Here is a 15,173-nt window from a genome sequence, read left to right as displayed (position 1 = left end):
ACCTTTTTACTGCCAACATCAGTTGTTCTAGTAAGGGTTAATTAGCAATAATTCTAACCCAGTCACCTTCAGCCACATTTAGTGCATCAGCAGCTTGTTGAGTTAATACAACTTGCTGTGCTGTTTCTCGGTGTAATAGATTAGTTTGAATTGCTCTAAATGCTGCAACTTCAGTGTTGCAAACTATATATTTATCATCACTCGCTACGTCGTCGATTATGACTTGACAGCGCTTGCTTTGGGCAACAGAGCGAATATCGTTTGTTTTCGATTCTACGGTAGGGCCACCATCAAAGATGTCTACATAACCGCGACGTCCAAAGCCTTCTGCTTCTAGTAAACGCAAAGCAGGTTTCGTTTTATCGTGAACCTTGTTAATAACTTCTTGCGCTTCAGGCGAGAGTAGATTTACATAAATTGGGTACTTAGGCATTAATTCCGCAATGAACGCTTTTTTACCGATACCACTTAGATAGTCTACCGTAGGGAAGTCCATTGAAAAGAAGTGCTCTTCTAACCAATCCCAAAACGGAGAACGACCATTTTCATCGGAAACACCACGCATTTCAGCAATAGTTGTTTCAGCAAAGCGTTCTTGATGCTCAGCCATAAACAAAAAGCGAACGCGTGACAAAAAGCGACCGTTGGCATTTTTGCGATGACTCTCACTTAAAAACAAGGTACAAATTTCACTAGCACCTGTGTAGTCATTACATAACGCTAATGTTTCAACCGTGTTGTAAACGTCTAACTCTCTAGAGCTGTGAACGACTTTACCTAAATGGTAATGATAGAAAGCGTCTTCTAATCCAACCGCGGCTTCAATACCGCTAGTACCAACCACTTTACCTGTCTCGGTATCTTCCATCACAAATAGGTAACCTTCATTGCCTGGAGATTTTGCGTCGGTTGCAAAAGATACTTCTGAATGAGCAATACGCTTCTTCAATAGTTCTTCATTGACTGGCAATGAAGTAAAGCCATGACCAGATTCTACCGCGATTTGATGCAGCGCGTTGTAGTCACTTTCTTGAATAGGGCGAATAATAATCATAAATACGTCTAAAAGGAAAAGCTCAGCTGTTTAGCTGAGCTTAGAACCTTTATGCCTTAGCAATTTTCTCTACAGCACGCTCAAAACGCACCAGACCTTCTTGGATATCTTCATTAGGAATAACCAAAGAAGGAGCAAAACGAACAACGTTAGCACCGGCTACAAGTGTCATTACACCTTCGTCCATAGCGGCAACTAAGAAGTCTTTTGCACGGCCAGCGTATTCTTCTGTTAACACAGCACCGATCAATAGACCTTCACCACGCACTTCTTTAAATACGTTGTACTTTTCGTTAATTGCTGCAAGACCTTGCTTATAGATACCAGCTTTTTCTTTAACACCGTTTAACACTTCTGGTGTGTTTACTGTGTCAAAAGCTGCTTCTGCAACAGCACATGCTAACGGGTTACCACCGTATGTACTGCCGTGAGTACCAATTTTCAAATGCTTGGCAATTTCAGTTGTGGTGATCATTGCACCAATTGGGAAACCGCCACCTAATGCTTTTGCAGTTGTTAAAATATCAGGTGTTACATCTAAGCCCATGTAAGCGTATAGCTCACCTAAACGGCCAACGCCAGTTTGCACTTCATCAAAAATAAGTAGCGCGTTGTTTTCATCACATAACTGACGAACACCTTTAACAAACTCTTCTGTCGGAGAGATGATACCGCCTTCACCTTGAAGTGGTTCCATAACAACGGCACAAGTTTTATCAGAAATAAGTGCTTTTACGCTTTCTAAGTTGTTGTATTCAGCATGAACAACGTCACCTGGCTTAGGACCGAAGCCATCAGAGTATGCAGCTTGACCACCAACAGTTACTGTGAAGAAAGTACGACCGTGGAAGCCTTGTTTGAATGCAATGATTTGTGATTTTTCTTCACCATGAACGTCTAGCGCCCAACGACGAGCAAGCTTCAGTGCTGCTTCATTTGATTCTGCACCTGAGTTTGCGAAATATACTTTTTCAGCAAACGTGCTATCTACTAATTTTTTAGCTAAACGAAGCGCAGGCTCGTTAGTCATTACGTTTGATAAGTGCCAAATTTTTTCACCTTGATCTTTTAATGCAGAAACTAGTGCAGGGTGACAATGGCCTAAACAGTTAACAGCGATACCGCCAGCGAAGTCGATGAATTCGCGTCCAGTTTGGTCCCAAACTCGTGAGCCTTCTCCTTTTACAGGGATAACAGCTGATGGAGAATAGTTAGGTACCATTACTTCATCAAACAATTCGCGGCTTACAGGTTGTTGATTGCTCATTTATAACTCCTTAAGTATGGGAAGCTTTGTTGTACTTTAATACGATTGGCCAATTTTTATGCCGTGACGCACAAGGCCAACGTTTATTTAATCGTTGATATTATGAACGGCATTATGCCAGATAAAAATGGACTTGTCTCGTATCAAATCCTTTGAAACCCTTGTTAAATAAGGGTTTGCGTATTTTATTCAAGATAACTGAATAACTATAGTTGATGTATTCATGTTAGTCGCGGTGTCAGGCAACGGGTGGCAACAGTTAACCTAAGATGGTTAAAAAACTAGGTAGTTTTTAATAAATAATCAAAAAAAAATAGTGATATTTTGCGTAAATCACCGATTTTAGCGTTCTTCTCTTAATTAAATTGCAGTTTAATATGGTCGATATCGCTTTTTTTCAATAAAGCGACTTCGGCTGGAGTGAGATGAGCGGAACTTAACAAGGCTTTGGCTTCGCTATTATTTATCAACTCGTTTTTAGCTAAGCTTCTGAAACTGACATAAGCTTTTGCTTTCACTATGATGCGAGCTAACGCTGACATATCGCTGTATTTATCAGTATAAGCAAGATCAAACAATGGCTCCGTTATGGCCAATCGGTCAAAGCGCATCAATTCGGCGATATCTGCGGTAACAATAGCGCTGCGCTCAACAATTTGTTGATGGAGTAACTCGGGTGCCATATCAAATTCAACTAACACATCATGCAGTCTTTTATCCCTATCGTTGTAGGCACTTTGAACTTCTTGTTTGTACGCGTCGTTATAGGTTTGAATAAAACATTTTGCCACGGCCAATAAACCAATGTTGCTCAGCATGCCAGCAGCAAACGCACTAAATTTATCTAACCCTTGCTCTTCTGCAAGCACTTGCGCTGCAAGTGCAATTGATAAAGAATCGTTCCACAGCTTACGTTTCATTAGCGGGTAAGGAGAGGTACTTACTGGTAGCCAATGCTTCAACATAAAAGTAGGCATCACTAACTTTAAGTTATCAAGGCCGACATAAGTTAATGCGAGGTTTGAATCGGTCACCTGTACATCAGCGCGTTTCCTGTACTGAGGCTTGTTAACTAAATTAATCAGTTCATTTGCAAGCCAAGGTAACGAGGCTACTAGCGGGGCAATTCTTTTAATAGACGCAGCCCTTACCGCCAAGATTTCCATAATGGCTGGCGCTGCATCTTCAATATTTAGTACGTTATTGTATAAGTTTTCTTTACTGTCGAACGCTTTATCCACTTGGCTGTTTACCTGCGCATAAAGCTTATCCATCACTTGCTTACGAAAGTGTGCTTTGCCGTGTTCTTCAATCAAGCGGTTCTGATTGGCTTGCTCTTCTACTTCGAGTAGCTCCCTTCGGCGATTTTCTTGCTCGCTATTTTGCTTATTTACCTGTGAAAAAGAGCCATGGGCTTGCTCAGCAAATTCTTTGCTGATAGTTAAGCTAATTGCTTTGTGGTAAATGTCTTTTACTTGGTCGTTATTTTCAAAAAGCAGCATGAATGGAATAATTTAAATAGTAATGCTTTGAATATCGGCAACATTGCCTTTTCTTTTAATTTTTTGTCTTATTAGTGATTATAGTGCGAAAATTGATAAATAAAATTATTCAGCAACTCTAATCCTTGTTCTGTTAAGACGGATTCGGGGTGAAACTGTACGCTGACAATAGGTAAATGTCGATGAGCAAGCGCCATAATGTGATCAAATTCACCATTTTCCTTTTCTGTCCAAGCAATAACTTCCAGCTCCTCCGGGACACTCTCAGGTTCAACGACAAGTGAGTGATAACGAGTTACGTTAAGCGGCATATTCAATTCGTTAAATACACTTTGTTGTTGATGTACTACTAGGCTATTTTTACCGTGCATCACTTGTTCGGCTTTTTGTACCTTAGCGCCAAATACTTGCGCGAAACACTGATGACCTAAGCAAACACCCAAAATAGGAATTTTGCCAGCAAAAGTTCGTATTGCCGATAAGGAAATCCCCGCTTCATCTGGTGAACAAGGGCCAGGCGATATCACTAAATAATCTGGTGATAGTGCTTCAATTTCAGCTAATGTAATTTCGTCATTTCTGAACACGCGCACTTCTTGCCCGAGAGACTGAAAATAATGCACTAGATTGAAGGTAAATGAATCGTAGTTATCGATCATTAACAGCACAGAACCACCTTGCTATTACCGTATAAAACAAAACCGGCGCGTATTTTAGCTAGCTTGTGACGACAATTCACTAATAATTTGAAATTAGCGATTTAAACAGGTGGTGCTACTGTTCATCAAATTTTACTAGTAAGGTAAATCCTAGGCAGGAAAATAAACAAATTGAGACAATACCTAAGTGCCTCATGGTTTCAGAAAGTGGACTTGATTGAATGTTTGCTGCAAGTGTTTCAAAGCTGGTAAGTAAATGAATCGATTCAAGTATCACTGAGGTAATGGGTAAAGTAACAATAGCTAACAGCGCAAGGCTTAGCACAACAGAAAGCAATACTTTCTTTCGAAAAGCTTCGAATCTAGCGATTTTTTCCATGACAGCTTGGTTAAAGCCATCGTCTTCTACTTTAGCTAAAGGTTTGGATAATAAACTGTCTAAATCATTCATCGTTAGTCCTTAAGCAACATTAGCTTTGTCGTTGTCACTTGTTGGCGTTAGTAGCTCGCTTAGGTTTTTCTTGCCACGAGTACAATGGGATTTTACTGTGCCTAATGGCATGTCCAGCATGTCGCTTATTTCAATCTGAGTATACCCAAAAGAATACATTAAGGTAAGACAGGTTCTTTCTGGAGCTGATATTAACGCCATGGCAGCTTCAAGATCTCGTTGCAGTAACGATTTATCTGAACACGAGTCGCCTTGGAGTTCATCATCTAAAGATTCTGTTGGCTTTTCGCTACGTTTAATTTGTAGAAATTGATAATAAGCGATTCGAAATAACCAGCCTTGAAACTTTCCTTTGCCTTCGTATTGCGCCATTTTCTTAAAGGCCTGAAAGAAAGTATCTTGAGCGACATCATCAGCCAAACTATGATCAGGCGCACACAACCTGCGACAATACTGCCGAACAGGTTGCTGGTATTTTGCCACTAACTGAGAAAAAGATTGCTGGCATTGATTCACAATGACAGCAGCGACTAACTCAGTTTCGTTAAACTCTTGGCTCAAAGCACTTCTCTAATAAGCTATTGCTGTGGTTTAAACTTATGGATAATTAAGAAGGCGATACCTAGTGCAAATGGGAAGATGCCCAACCATAAGAACTCTAAATCTTTACCTAAGCCATAAAAGCCGTAAATAAACACCGCAACCGCTAAACTTATCGCAATTAAACCTCGTGAAAGATCTTTATTTACGCCTGAGGAAGATTTTGGTTTGGCGATACTGGTGATCAATTCAGGAGAAAGTGGCTGGCCACTGTCGATGAGTTTTTGTAAGGTTTTTTGCTGCTCTTGCTTAACATCGGTTAAATGTTTTAAGTAAAAATAAATAACAGATGCTAATCCTATAAACATAAATATTGGGATAAACACTTCATGTGCATGCATAATTTACACTCTCTTTTACGCTTGTTTATCCCTTATGATGCAGCTAAAGATTGTTTGGATGCAAGAAAGTGAAAATTTTTTTATTTTTTGCAAAATAACCTTGTTCAACAGTTGTTATTTATTCAAATAAACTGTCGAACGCTATTTTTTGGGCTTGTGCTTGTGCAAGGTTACCCTCAATGAATACAACTTTTTCTCCTGGGCGTTTTTGTGCCAATCGATAGAGGTCAACTTGATATACATGTCCAATTACCGGATAGCCTCCCATGGTTTGGTGCTCTCTCATTAACACGATAGGTAAGCCTGAAGGGAGGAGTTGTATTGCGCCATAGACGACGGGCTTAGATAGTTGTTGAGGCGGGGAGCAATCGATAGCTTCGCCGCTAAAGCGGTAGCCCATGCGGTTACTCATGTTATCTATAGTAAAGGCTTGTTGGAAAAAATGTTGTTGCTGAACCTCAGTTAACTGATGCCAAAGCTCGGTTGCGATAAATCGTAAGCTAAGTTGATCATCTTGATGAAAATACTGAGGGGTATCAGCGATGCAATAAGCCTCTACGTTACTTTCAATATGGTTGACAGTAAAAGATTGGCCTGCCGATAACGAAGCTTCTGTCATGTTTAATTGAATATCACTATTGGCTTGGCTGGCACTTGATAACCAGTGTTTACACTTTATACCACCAACAAAAGCTATATAACTATGAACCTGTACTTTGGGGTGTTGCAACTCAAGTGTATCGCCTGTTTTAGCAGTAATTAACTTTTCGGTTGCTATGATGCTACCGTTAAGTGTTGCATTACAATCTGCGCCAGTGATAACAAATTGACATGTTTGATTAAAAGATAAGGACACTTGACCAAATGTGGTTTCTATTGTTGGTAAATGTAATGGGTTACCACATATATAGTTTGCCAGGCGAAAACTAAACTGATCGGCAGCACCGCTTGTGGTTACGCCGATACTTGCACCACCTTGACGACCAAGATCCTGAATCGATGTACCTGGACTGACTTTATCTAAAGTAAACATAGTTTATCGACTATCCACCTTATATTCGCTACCACCTAAAGCCAAAAACTCTTTTCGAGAGATAGGGGCAAACTGCACCGTTTGACCAACATTAATTAAAGGTGTTGCTCCACCATTACTTTCTTTAAACATAGATACAGGCGTTATCCCTAAAATATGCCAGCCACCGGGGGAAGTACTTGGGTAAACCGCAGTCTGCTGCTCGGCAATGGCAACGGCACCTTTGGGCACTGACTTTAAAGGGGTGGTTTTCCTTGGCAGCATGAGTGCTTTATCTAGTTGTGCGAGATAACAAAAGCCAGGAGTAAAGCCGAGTGCGTAAGCACGATATTTAATGTTGCTGTGACGTGTTATCACCTCGTCTGTTGTCATACTTAATGCGGATGCAACGGTTTGTAAATCATGACCATGATAGTAAACGGGGATAGAAATAACGTTTTCTGTAAGCTCCTGTTGATCGTTTTGTTTCAAAGCTTTGCTTGTTGCGATAAGCAAGGCGAGTACTTTATTTGTTAATTGCTCATGCGTTATTGTTTGGAAATTAAATAGTAGTAATAAACTGTTGTAACTGACAACAGTGTCGACAACTTTACCGTGCAGTTCGGATATTAACTGCTGGCTTAATTCTAGGATAAATTGATGAAGTACAGGCGATACGACTTCTTGCCAACAAATCAAAAGGGCATTTTCACCACTCGCTTCAATATTAACAGGCTCAAGAAGGTTCATTTAAATATTGTCTAATTTGTTTTACCCAAGCCAATGCGTGTTGGCTATCACCGTGAACACATAAGGTATCGGCAGTAAGGTGTATCGCTTGGCGTTCAATAGTCACTATGGCGTTTTGTTCGCACAGAGTTTTTACTTGTTCAAGTATAGAAGCTTTGTCTTCAATTACCGCGCCTTTTTCTTTTCTAGGTACTAATAACCCCGATGAGAGATAGCGCCTGTCGGCAAAGGCCTCTAGCATTAGCTTAATGTCAAATTGGTCAGCAATATCCCGAAAAGCCGCTATATTGGGTAAGGCTTGAATCATTAAAGAAATCGCCGGAAACTCCTCTGACATAATGTGACAGATTCTGGTGAATAGCTCGGTATCTTTCATCATGTCGTTGTATAAAGCGCCATGAGGTTTAACGTAATGACAAACTGTTTGGTGTTTCTGGCAACAAGAAATAAGAGCCTTTACTTGCGAGCTAAATGTTTGTTTTAGTTGCTCAGACGTGAGCGTCATCGACACTCGGCCAAAATTTTCTCTGTCAGGATAACTAGGGTGAGCGCCTATCGCGACATTGTGGTTTAATGCTAGTTGAACTGTTTTTTCTATGCTGGTTTCATCCCCCGCATGTCCACCACAGGCGATATTTGCTTGATCGATAAAGGGCATGATTTGTTGATCATGCGCTAACGAAATTTCACCTAAATCACAATTGAGTCTCACTTCTTTGTACCTTAGCCTTTACTAACAACTACATCTGATTTAGGTATGCTGCTACAAGCTAAAACAAATCCTTGAAGTTTTTCTTCATCGGTTAACGCGTCACTAGGTAACTCTCTGACTTCTCCTTTATCTAGCTTTATTTTGCACCGGCCACACATACCTCCACGACATGAGTAAGGCAGAATCAGGCCAGCAGCTTCTCCTTGTTCCAATATCGTTTCCTTGCTGTTTCCTTGGTGTGTGGTGTTCCAACTATCAAACAAAATGTTTACTTTCTTAGGCGCTTTAGGTGGAGCATTCACTTGCTGTTCATTTACTTCAGCAATAGCTGGCTTTTTACTAGGAGGTCTAAAATCAATGCCAGACGATGTTTTGATAACTTGAACCTTATCGCCTAGGTTAATTTTACCTTTGTTTAGTGCAATTAGGTTTTGACCAAACATCACGTCGCCTTTTGGAGTTTGGCGATATTGTTTTAAGGTGGTTAAAGGTTCTTGCTTGTGATGTTTGTCACCTGAATCTGGGTTTACTGTTGTCATGATACAGCGAGAGCAGGGCTTGGTTAATTCAAACTCTACTTCACCTATTCTAATATGCTGCCACTTATCTTCCTGATACGGTTCGCCGCCTGAAATAACAATGTTTGGTCTAAATTGTTTCATTTCGATGGTGGAATAGCGAACGCGTTTATTAAGATCGTCTAACGATGCTTGAGAGATAAGGAGCAAAGGGTAACCATCGGCAAACGCAACTTGGTTATTTCTGTTTTTTACGTAGCGCGTTGAGTTATTGGCAAAGAAGTGTAATTGGCAATCTAACCCTAAGTATTGGCTGAACCATTTATCGTAAATTTGATGACAATATTGCGCGTTAATTTGATCTTCCCATACCGTTACTTGGTGGGTTTGCACGCTGAACTGACTGTATTTTATTTCTAACAGTGGCATGTCTGGCGCAGTTAATACCAGTCCATCAGGTGTGATACTTACCGTAATCAAACAAAGCGTTGGCTGGGTACGTGCCGTGATAAATTGGCCGTTTAAATCAGTTAAAACAAATCTTCTGTCGTAGCTTAATCCATAGTCATCAACCCACGAATGAGAAAGTTGAATACCGGATGCTGACTTTATTGGGTAAATAGTTAAAGACGAAACGTTTAAATCTGACACCGTTAATCCTTATATGGTCTTTTATCGTAGTCGAAGATTATTGTGGCAAAGGGCATGAAGACACGCAATGCACAGTTAGTGTTTTTCTCAAAAAATAATTGTATAGCCATAATGGGTGAGTTTATCTGGGCTATCAGGTATATTGCTGTAAAAAAAGCGCATTAGAAAATAAATACGGGAAATACATGCATCTTCATATTTTAGGTATTTGTGGCACGTTTATGGGTGGTATTGCCGCGATTGCAAAACAATTAGGCCATAGAGTAAGTGGTTGCGATGCAAATGTTTATCCACCAATGAGTCATCAACTTGAAGCATTAGGTATAGAATTAAAACAAGGGTATTTAACTGAGCACTTAGCTGATGAGCCAGATCTGGTTATCGTCGGCAATGCTATGTCTCGTGGCAACCCTATGGTTGAATACGTACTTGATCGTAATATTCCTTACACATCGGGCCCTGAATGGCTATTAAACAATGTGTTAAAAGACCGTTGGGTATTAGCTGTTTCAGGTACCCATGGTAAAACGACGACTAGCTCGATGCTGACGTGGATTTTAGAATACGCTCACCTTAAGCCTGGGTACTTAATTGGCGGCGTTCCTCAGAACTTCGATACATCTGCTCGCTTAGGTGAATCGCCATTCTTTGTTATCGAAGCAGACGAATACGATACTGCGTTTTTTGATAAGCGCTCTAAGTTTGTGCACTACCGGCCACGTACCTTAGTGATTAATAACATGGAGTTTGATCACGCTGATATCTTTAACGATATTTCAGATATTCAGCGCCAGTTTCATCATTTAGTGCGTATGGTGCCGAGTAATGGCCTTATTTTGTCACCTTTGTCTGAGCAATATGTTCAACAAACATTAGAGCAAGGCTGTTGGACACCAACGGAAGTAAGTGTTGATGAAAGTAAAAGCAGTGAAGGCTGGTTTGCTAAAAAGAGTAAAGCCGACGGTAGTGAGTTTGAAGTGTACTTCAAAGAGGCGTTGCAAGGTAAGGTCAACTGGTCGTTAATTGGCGATTTTAATGTTGATAATGGCTTGATGGCGATAGCCGCGGCAAGACATGCTGGTGTGCCATCAAAAGTAGCAATAGAAGCACTTGCAGAGTTTGTAAATACAAAACGACGTTTAGAGCTTCGCGGTGAAGTAAATAATGTTCGGGTATTCGATGATTTTGCTCATCACCCAACGGCTATTGCAAAAACTTTGGCTGGCGTGAGATCTCATGTAGGCGATGGTCGCGTATTAGCTATACTTGAACCAAGGTCGAATACCATGAAATCTGGTATTCACAAAGACACTTTGCCTGAGTCTTTAAAACAAGCAGATCATGTTTTTGTTTATCAAGATGAGTTAGTGAAGTGGTCGGTTAGCGATTTAATTGAGGCTTGTCATCAACCTTGTATCGTTGAGCAAAGCGTCGATACTCTGGTAGAGCAAGTGGTGAAGCGTGCGCAGCCGGGCGATACCTTATTAGTGATGAGTAATGGTGGCTTTGGTGGTATACACGACAAGCTACTGAATAAATTAGCTGAATAGAGTTATCAATTCCTCCTGTTTTAAAAGTAAAGTTACGGAAAAATAGTGACCACAGAATTTAAAGAAAAAATTACGTTAGCAATTACCGGAGCGTCAGGTGCTCCTTATGCTATGCGCCTTATTGACTGTTTGGTGTCTGCCAATTATCAAGTGTATTTACTAATGTCTAGTGCGGCACGTGTGGTGTTCGATACTGAAATGGGCTTGAAAGTGCCCGCTTCGCCGGAAAGTGCCAGTAATTGGTTTACCGAGAAGTTTAATGCTGCACAAGAGCAGATCACCGTTTTTGGCAAAGAGCAGTGGTTTTCACCCGTGGCATCTGGTTCAGCGGCACCTAAGAAAATGGTTGTTTGTCCGTGCTCAACCGGAACTTTAGCCGCTATTAGTCAAGGTATGAGCGACAACTTAATCGAACGTGCTGCCGATGTGGTAATTAAAGAGCGAGGCCAGCTCATACTTGTGCCTAGAGAAACACCATTTTCAACTATTCATTTGCAAAATATGCTGACGCTTTCTCAAGCTGGCGTAACGATAATGCCTGCTGCTCCTGGCTTTTATCATAATCCTGAAAAAATCCAAGACTTAGTGGATTTTATGGTGGGGCGTATTCTCGATCATTTAGGCATAGAGCAAGATGTTATGCCTAGATGGGGTTATCAAATCTAACGTATTCATTTCATTGTGGGTTTATGTTTACAAATTAAACTCACAAATCTCACTATTTATCTTTTTTGCCTTTAATTAACATGGTTTACTATGCTGTAGTAAACCATTATTGAAGCTAGCTTTTTATTTTTAGCTTCAACATCCCCAAAGAAAGCGAAAAAACAATAAGGATGAAGCACTCATGCCTCACAAAAATCTAACAAAAAAGATTCTCGCTGCATCTATCGGCTTGGCACTTACTAGCCAAGTAGTTTTAGCGAAAGAAGAAAAGAAGTCATGGTCAGTTAATGAACCTCAAGGCGTATTTAAAAACGCAGAAATTAATGTAACAACTGGCACTTGGATGAGTGTTGATGTTAGCCCTGACGGCAAAACGATTGTCTTCGATTTACTTGGTGACATCTACACCATGCCAATAACAGGTGGCAAAGCAAAAGCATTAATGACAGATATCGCTTGGCAAATGCAACCAAGATTTAGCCCTGACGGCAAACACATAGTTTTTACGTCAGATCAAGGTGGTGGTGACAACCTTTGGGTGATGGACACTGATGGTAGTAATGCTAAAGCGGTAACAAACGAAACTTTCCGATTGCTTAATAGTCCTGCTTGGTCGCCAGATGGTAACTATATTGTTGGCCGTAAGCATTACACCGGAACTCGTTCACTTGGTGCCGGCGAAGTGTGGATGTATCACAAAACTGGTGGTAAGGGCGCTATGTTAACTAAGCGTCCAAATGAACAAAAAGATTTAGGTGAGCCAGCATTTTCTCCAGATGGACGTTATGTTTACTTTTCTCAAGACTCAACACCAGGAAAATACTTTGAGTACAGTAAAGATTCTGAAAAAGGCATCTACCGAATTAAGCGATACGATTTAGAAACGGGTGATATTGAGACTATTATCTCAGGAAAAGGCGGCGCTATTCGCCCAGTGCCTTCGCCAGATGGTAAATTGCTAGCTTTTATTAGCCGAGATGACTTCGAGACAAACCTTTATACCTATGACTTAAAAAGCGGCGAAGAAAAGCTCATCTTTTCCGGCTTAGATCGCGACATGCAAGAAACTTGGGCGATCCATGGTGTATACCCGAATATGGCTTGGCTTCCCGATAATTCAGGCATGGTGTTTTGGACCGGTGGTAAAATTCATAAACTGGATATTAAATCGGGCAAAGCGCAGGTGATTCCGTTTGAAGTTAATACCACTAAGAAAATTCAAACAGCTCTTCGATTTGAACAAAACCTAGATGTTGATACTTTCGATACCAAAATGTTGCGTGATGTTGAAATATCACCGGATGGCAAAAAAGTTATTTTTGAGTCTATGGGGCGTTTATACGTTCAATCGTTGAAAAATGGCAAAGCATCAGGCAAAGCTAAATTGCTAACCAAAAATAAAGGCTTAGTAGAGTTCAATCCACAGTTTTCTCGCGATGGTAAAAGCATTGTTTATGCGACATGGGACGACAAAAAGTTTGGTAGCCTAAAAGTAGTATCTTCACGCGGCGGTAAAGGCAAAACTATCACCAATGAACCAGGTAAGTATGTCGAGCCTACCTTTTCTCCTGATGGCAAAACCATTGTTTATCGCAAGGTGCAAACTGGTTCTATCTTAAACCCTAAATGGGGTTTAAATACCGGTGTTTACCAAGTATCAGCAAAAGGTGGTGAGCCCAAGTTGATTACGAAATCTGGCTATCAACCGCATTTCGGTGATCGCAACGACCGCATTTTCTTAACGAAATACGGCAAAAAAACTAAGCTAGTGAAAATTGATTTAGATGGGCAAAATGAAGCACCTCTTTATCAAGGCGAGTTTGCAACGGAGTATCACGTAGCGCCTGATGGCAAACACTTAGCCTTTGCCGAGCGCTTTAAAGTGTTTGTAACACCTTTTGTTGAACGAGGCGCAGTTATTGATACTGGCCCTAAAGCAAGTAACTTCCCGGTTAAGCAATTATCGGTTCGAGCTGGTGAAGGCTTAAATTGGAATGGCGAGTCAGATCAACTGTACTGGAACTTAGGTCCTGAGCTTTATCAAGCATCAGTTGCAAAGTTATTTGATTTTGATAACGATCAAGACAAAGAAGTTACACCTATTGAAACCTCGTTAAGCTTTAAACAAGATATCGACAAGCCAGAAGGCGTTGTTGCTTTTGTTGGTGGCACAGTCGTTACCATGGAAGGCGATCAGGTGATCGAAAATGGTGTTGTTGTCGTTGAAGACAATAAGATCATCGCTATCGGCGAAAAAGGGAAGGTCGATATCCCAAGAAAAGCAAAAACCTATGACATTACTGGTAAATCTATAATTCCAGGGCTAATTGATGCTCATGCTCACGGCCCACAAGGTACAAGCGGTATTGTTCCTGAGCAAAACTGGGAAAACTACGCAGGCTTGTCTCTAGGTGTTACTACAATTCACGATCCGTCAAATGACACGGCAACATTCTTTGCTGCCAGTGAAATGCAAAAGGCCGGTAAAATTGTTGCGCCACGTTTGTTCTCAACTGGGCGAATTTTATACGGTGCTAAAAGCACTTTTGCTACCTCACATGTAGATAAGCTAGATGACGCGAAATTCCATGTTGAGCGTTTAGCCAAAGTTGGTGCATTTTCGGTTAAGAGTTATAACCAACCACGTCGTAACCAGCGTCAACAGTTTGTGCAAGCTGCCCGTGAAGCTGGCGTGATGGTGGTACCTGAAGGAGGTTCATTATTCCAACACAATATGACTATGATAGTGGACGGACATACAACGTTAGAGCATTCAATTCCAACAGAGAAAATCTATGATGATGTAAAACAGTTATGGTCAAACTCGGCTATGGCATACACGCCAACGATGGGCGTTTCTTACGGAGGTATATCAGGTGAGCATTACTGGTATGACGTTACAGACGTATGGAAACACCCAATTTTAAGTAAATATGTGCCTAGTGAAATTTTAGACCCACGTTCGATGCGTCGTACGAAAGCACCACTACATCACTATAATCACTTTAATGTCGCTAAAGGAGCTAAAGAGATCCAAGATTTAGGTATTTTGGTTAACTCAGGCGGCCATGGGCAACGTGAAGGCTTAGCGATGCACTGGGAGATTTGGATGATGGCTCAAGGTGGCATGTCCCCACTGGAAGCACTTAAAACAGCAACGATAGACCCTGCTAAGTCATTTGGCATGGATAAAAACATTGGCTCACTTAAAACAGGTAAGCTTGCTGATTTAGTGGTTGTTGACGGTGATATCACTAAGGATATTCGCGTTTCGGATAAAGTGGTTTATACCATGGTTAATGGCCGTTTGTACGATGCAAACACCATGAATGAAATTGGTAACTATGATAATAAACGCGCGAAATTCTATTTCGAAAAATAAATTTTTCAATTGCGTTTAACATTAAAAAAGCACCCTATTTAAGGTGCTTTTTTATTAA

14 protein-coding genes are annotated in these 15,173 nt (G+C 40.8%); 3 read left to right on the top strand and 11 right to left on the bottom strand.

What is annotated here, in order from left to right; genetic code table 11:
* Positions 1-37 precede the first annotated feature (37 nt).
* The 11 genes from astA to ACOB80_RS15035 form a co-directional block, all read right to left on the bottom strand.
* Complete coding sequence (astA, locus tag ACOB80_RS15085) at positions 38-1,054, bottom strand: arginine N-succinyltransferase (RefSeq protein WP_473166683.1); 1,017 nt, start codon at positions 1,052-1,054, stop codon at positions 38-40.
* A 49-nt stretch (positions 1,055-1,103) separates the two neighbouring features.
* Entirely contained in the window at positions 1,104-2,321 is a 1,218-nt protein-coding gene (locus tag ACOB80_RS15080) for an aspartate aminotransferase family protein (RefSeq protein ID WP_473166682.1), read from the bottom strand.
* Between the two features lie 356 nt (positions 2,322-2,677).
* Entirely contained in the window at positions 2,678-3,823 is a 1,146-nt protein-coding gene (locus tag ACOB80_RS15075) for an HDOD domain-containing protein (RefSeq protein ID WP_473166681.1), read from the bottom strand.
* Positions 3,824-3,894: 71 nt separating this feature from the next.
* Positions 3,895-4,491: an anthranilate synthase component II gene (locus ACOB80_RS15070; RefSeq protein ID WP_473166680.1), complete on the bottom strand. Its 597-nt coding sequence runs from the start codon at positions 4,489-4,491 to the stop codon at positions 3,895-3,897.
* 106 nt (positions 4,492-4,597) lie between these two features.
* The gene (locus ACOB80_RS15065) at positions 4,598-4,933 is read right to left on the bottom strand and encodes a hypothetical protein (RefSeq protein WP_473166679.1); all 336 of its coding nucleotides are present in this window, start codon (positions 4,931-4,933) and stop codon (positions 4,598-4,600) included.
* A gap of 9 nt (positions 4,934-4,942) precedes the next feature.
* Entirely contained in the window at positions 4,943-5,494 is a 552-nt protein-coding gene (locus ACOB80_RS15060; protein WP_473166678.1) for an RNA polymerase sigma factor, read from the bottom strand.
* A gap of 17 nt (positions 5,495-5,511) precedes the next feature.
* Positions 5,512-5,874, bottom strand: a complete 363-nt coding sequence (locus ACOB80_RS15055; RefSeq protein ID WP_473166677.1) for a DUF6249 domain-containing protein — start codon at positions 5,872-5,874, stop codon at positions 5,512-5,514.
* A gap of 118 nt (positions 5,875-5,992) precedes the next feature.
* Positions 5,993-6,907 carry a 5-oxoprolinase subunit C family protein gene (locus ACOB80_RS15050; RefSeq protein WP_473166676.1) on the bottom strand — a complete coding sequence of 305 codons (915 nt, stop codon included), beginning with the start codon at positions 6,905-6,907 and terminating at the stop codon, positions 5,993-5,995.
* A 3-nt stretch (positions 6,908-6,910) separates the two neighbouring features.
* Positions 6,911-7,636, bottom strand: a complete 726-nt coding sequence (locus ACOB80_RS15045; RefSeq protein WP_473166675.1) for a 5-oxoprolinase subunit B family protein — start codon at positions 7,634-7,636, stop codon at positions 6,911-6,913.
* Entirely contained in the window at positions 7,623-8,348 is a 726-nt protein-coding gene (gene pxpA, locus ACOB80_RS15040) for a 5-oxoprolinase subunit PxpA (protein ID WP_473166674.1), read from the bottom strand. The genes ACOB80_RS15045 and pxpA overlap by 14 nt, the downstream gene beginning before the upstream one ends.
* Positions 8,349-8,359: 11 nt before the next feature.
* Positions 8,360-9,517, bottom strand: a complete 1,158-nt coding sequence (locus tag ACOB80_RS15035; RefSeq protein ID WP_473166673.1) for a YcbX family protein — start codon at positions 9,515-9,517, stop codon at positions 8,360-8,362.
* Positions 9,518-9,702: 185 nt separating this feature from the next.
* Between ACOB80_RS15035 and mpl the strand changes: the two genes are divergently transcribed.
* The 3 genes from mpl (at position 9,703) to ACOB80_RS15020 (ending at position 15,115) form a co-directional block, all read left to right on the top strand.
* Positions 9,703-11,067 carry a UDP-N-acetylmuramate:L-alanyl-gamma-D-glutamyl-meso-diaminopimelate ligase gene (gene mpl / locus ACOB80_RS15030; RefSeq protein WP_473166672.1) on the top strand — a complete coding sequence of 455 codons (1,365 nt, stop codon included), beginning with the start codon at positions 9,703-9,705 and terminating at the stop codon, positions 11,065-11,067.
* 45 nt (positions 11,068-11,112) lie between these two features.
* Positions 11,113-11,733 carry a flavin prenyltransferase UbiX gene (locus ACOB80_RS15025; RefSeq protein WP_473166671.1) on the top strand — a complete coding sequence of 207 codons (621 nt, stop codon included), beginning with the start codon at positions 11,113-11,115 and terminating at the stop codon, positions 11,731-11,733.
* Between the two features lie 181 nt (positions 11,734-11,914).
* Complete coding sequence (locus tag ACOB80_RS15020) at positions 11,915-15,115, top strand: amidohydrolase family protein (protein WP_473166670.1); 3,201 nt, start codon at positions 11,915-11,917, stop codon at positions 15,113-15,115.
* Positions 15,116-15,173: the final 58 nt, after the last annotated feature.

It is taken from the genome of Thalassotalea coralli, assembly GCF_055786205.1.
Note: the sequence above shows the minus strand (reverse complement) of the source record. Positions and strands in the feature narration are given on the sequence as shown.

Coding starts and splice junctions, on each gene's coding strand:
- ACOB80_RS15080 (WP_473166682.1), bottom strand. CDS start 2,321: ATGAGCAATCAACAACCTGTAAGCCGCGAATTGTTTGATGAAGTAATG.
- ACOB80_RS15050 (WP_473166676.1), bottom strand. CDS start 6,907: ATGTTTACTTTAGATAAAGTCAGTCCAGGTACATCGATTCAGGATCTT.
- astA (WP_473166683.1), bottom strand. CDS start 1,054: ATGATTATTATTCGCCCTATTCAAGAAAGTGACTACAACGCGCTGCAT.
- mpl (WP_473166672.1), top strand. CDS start 9,703: ATGCATCTTCATATTTTAGGTATTTGTGGCACGTTTATGGGTGGTATT.
- ACOB80_RS15065 (WP_473166679.1), bottom strand. CDS start 4,933: ATGAATGATTTAGACAGTTTATTATCCAAACCTTTAGCTAAAGTAGAA.
- ACOB80_RS15045 (WP_473166675.1), bottom strand. CDS start 7,636: ATGAACCTTCTTGAGCCTGTTAATATTGAAGCGAGTGGTGAAAATGCC.
- ACOB80_RS15020 (WP_473166670.1), top strand. CDS start 11,915: ATGCCTCACAAAAATCTAACAAAAAAGATTCTCGCTGCATCTATCGGC.
- ACOB80_RS15055 (WP_473166677.1), bottom strand. CDS start 5,874: ATGCATGCACATGAAGTGTTTATCCCAATATTTATGTTTATAGGATTA.
- ACOB80_RS15075 (WP_473166681.1), bottom strand. CDS start 3,823: ATGCTGCTTTTTGAAAATAACGACCAAGTAAAAGACATTTACCACAAA.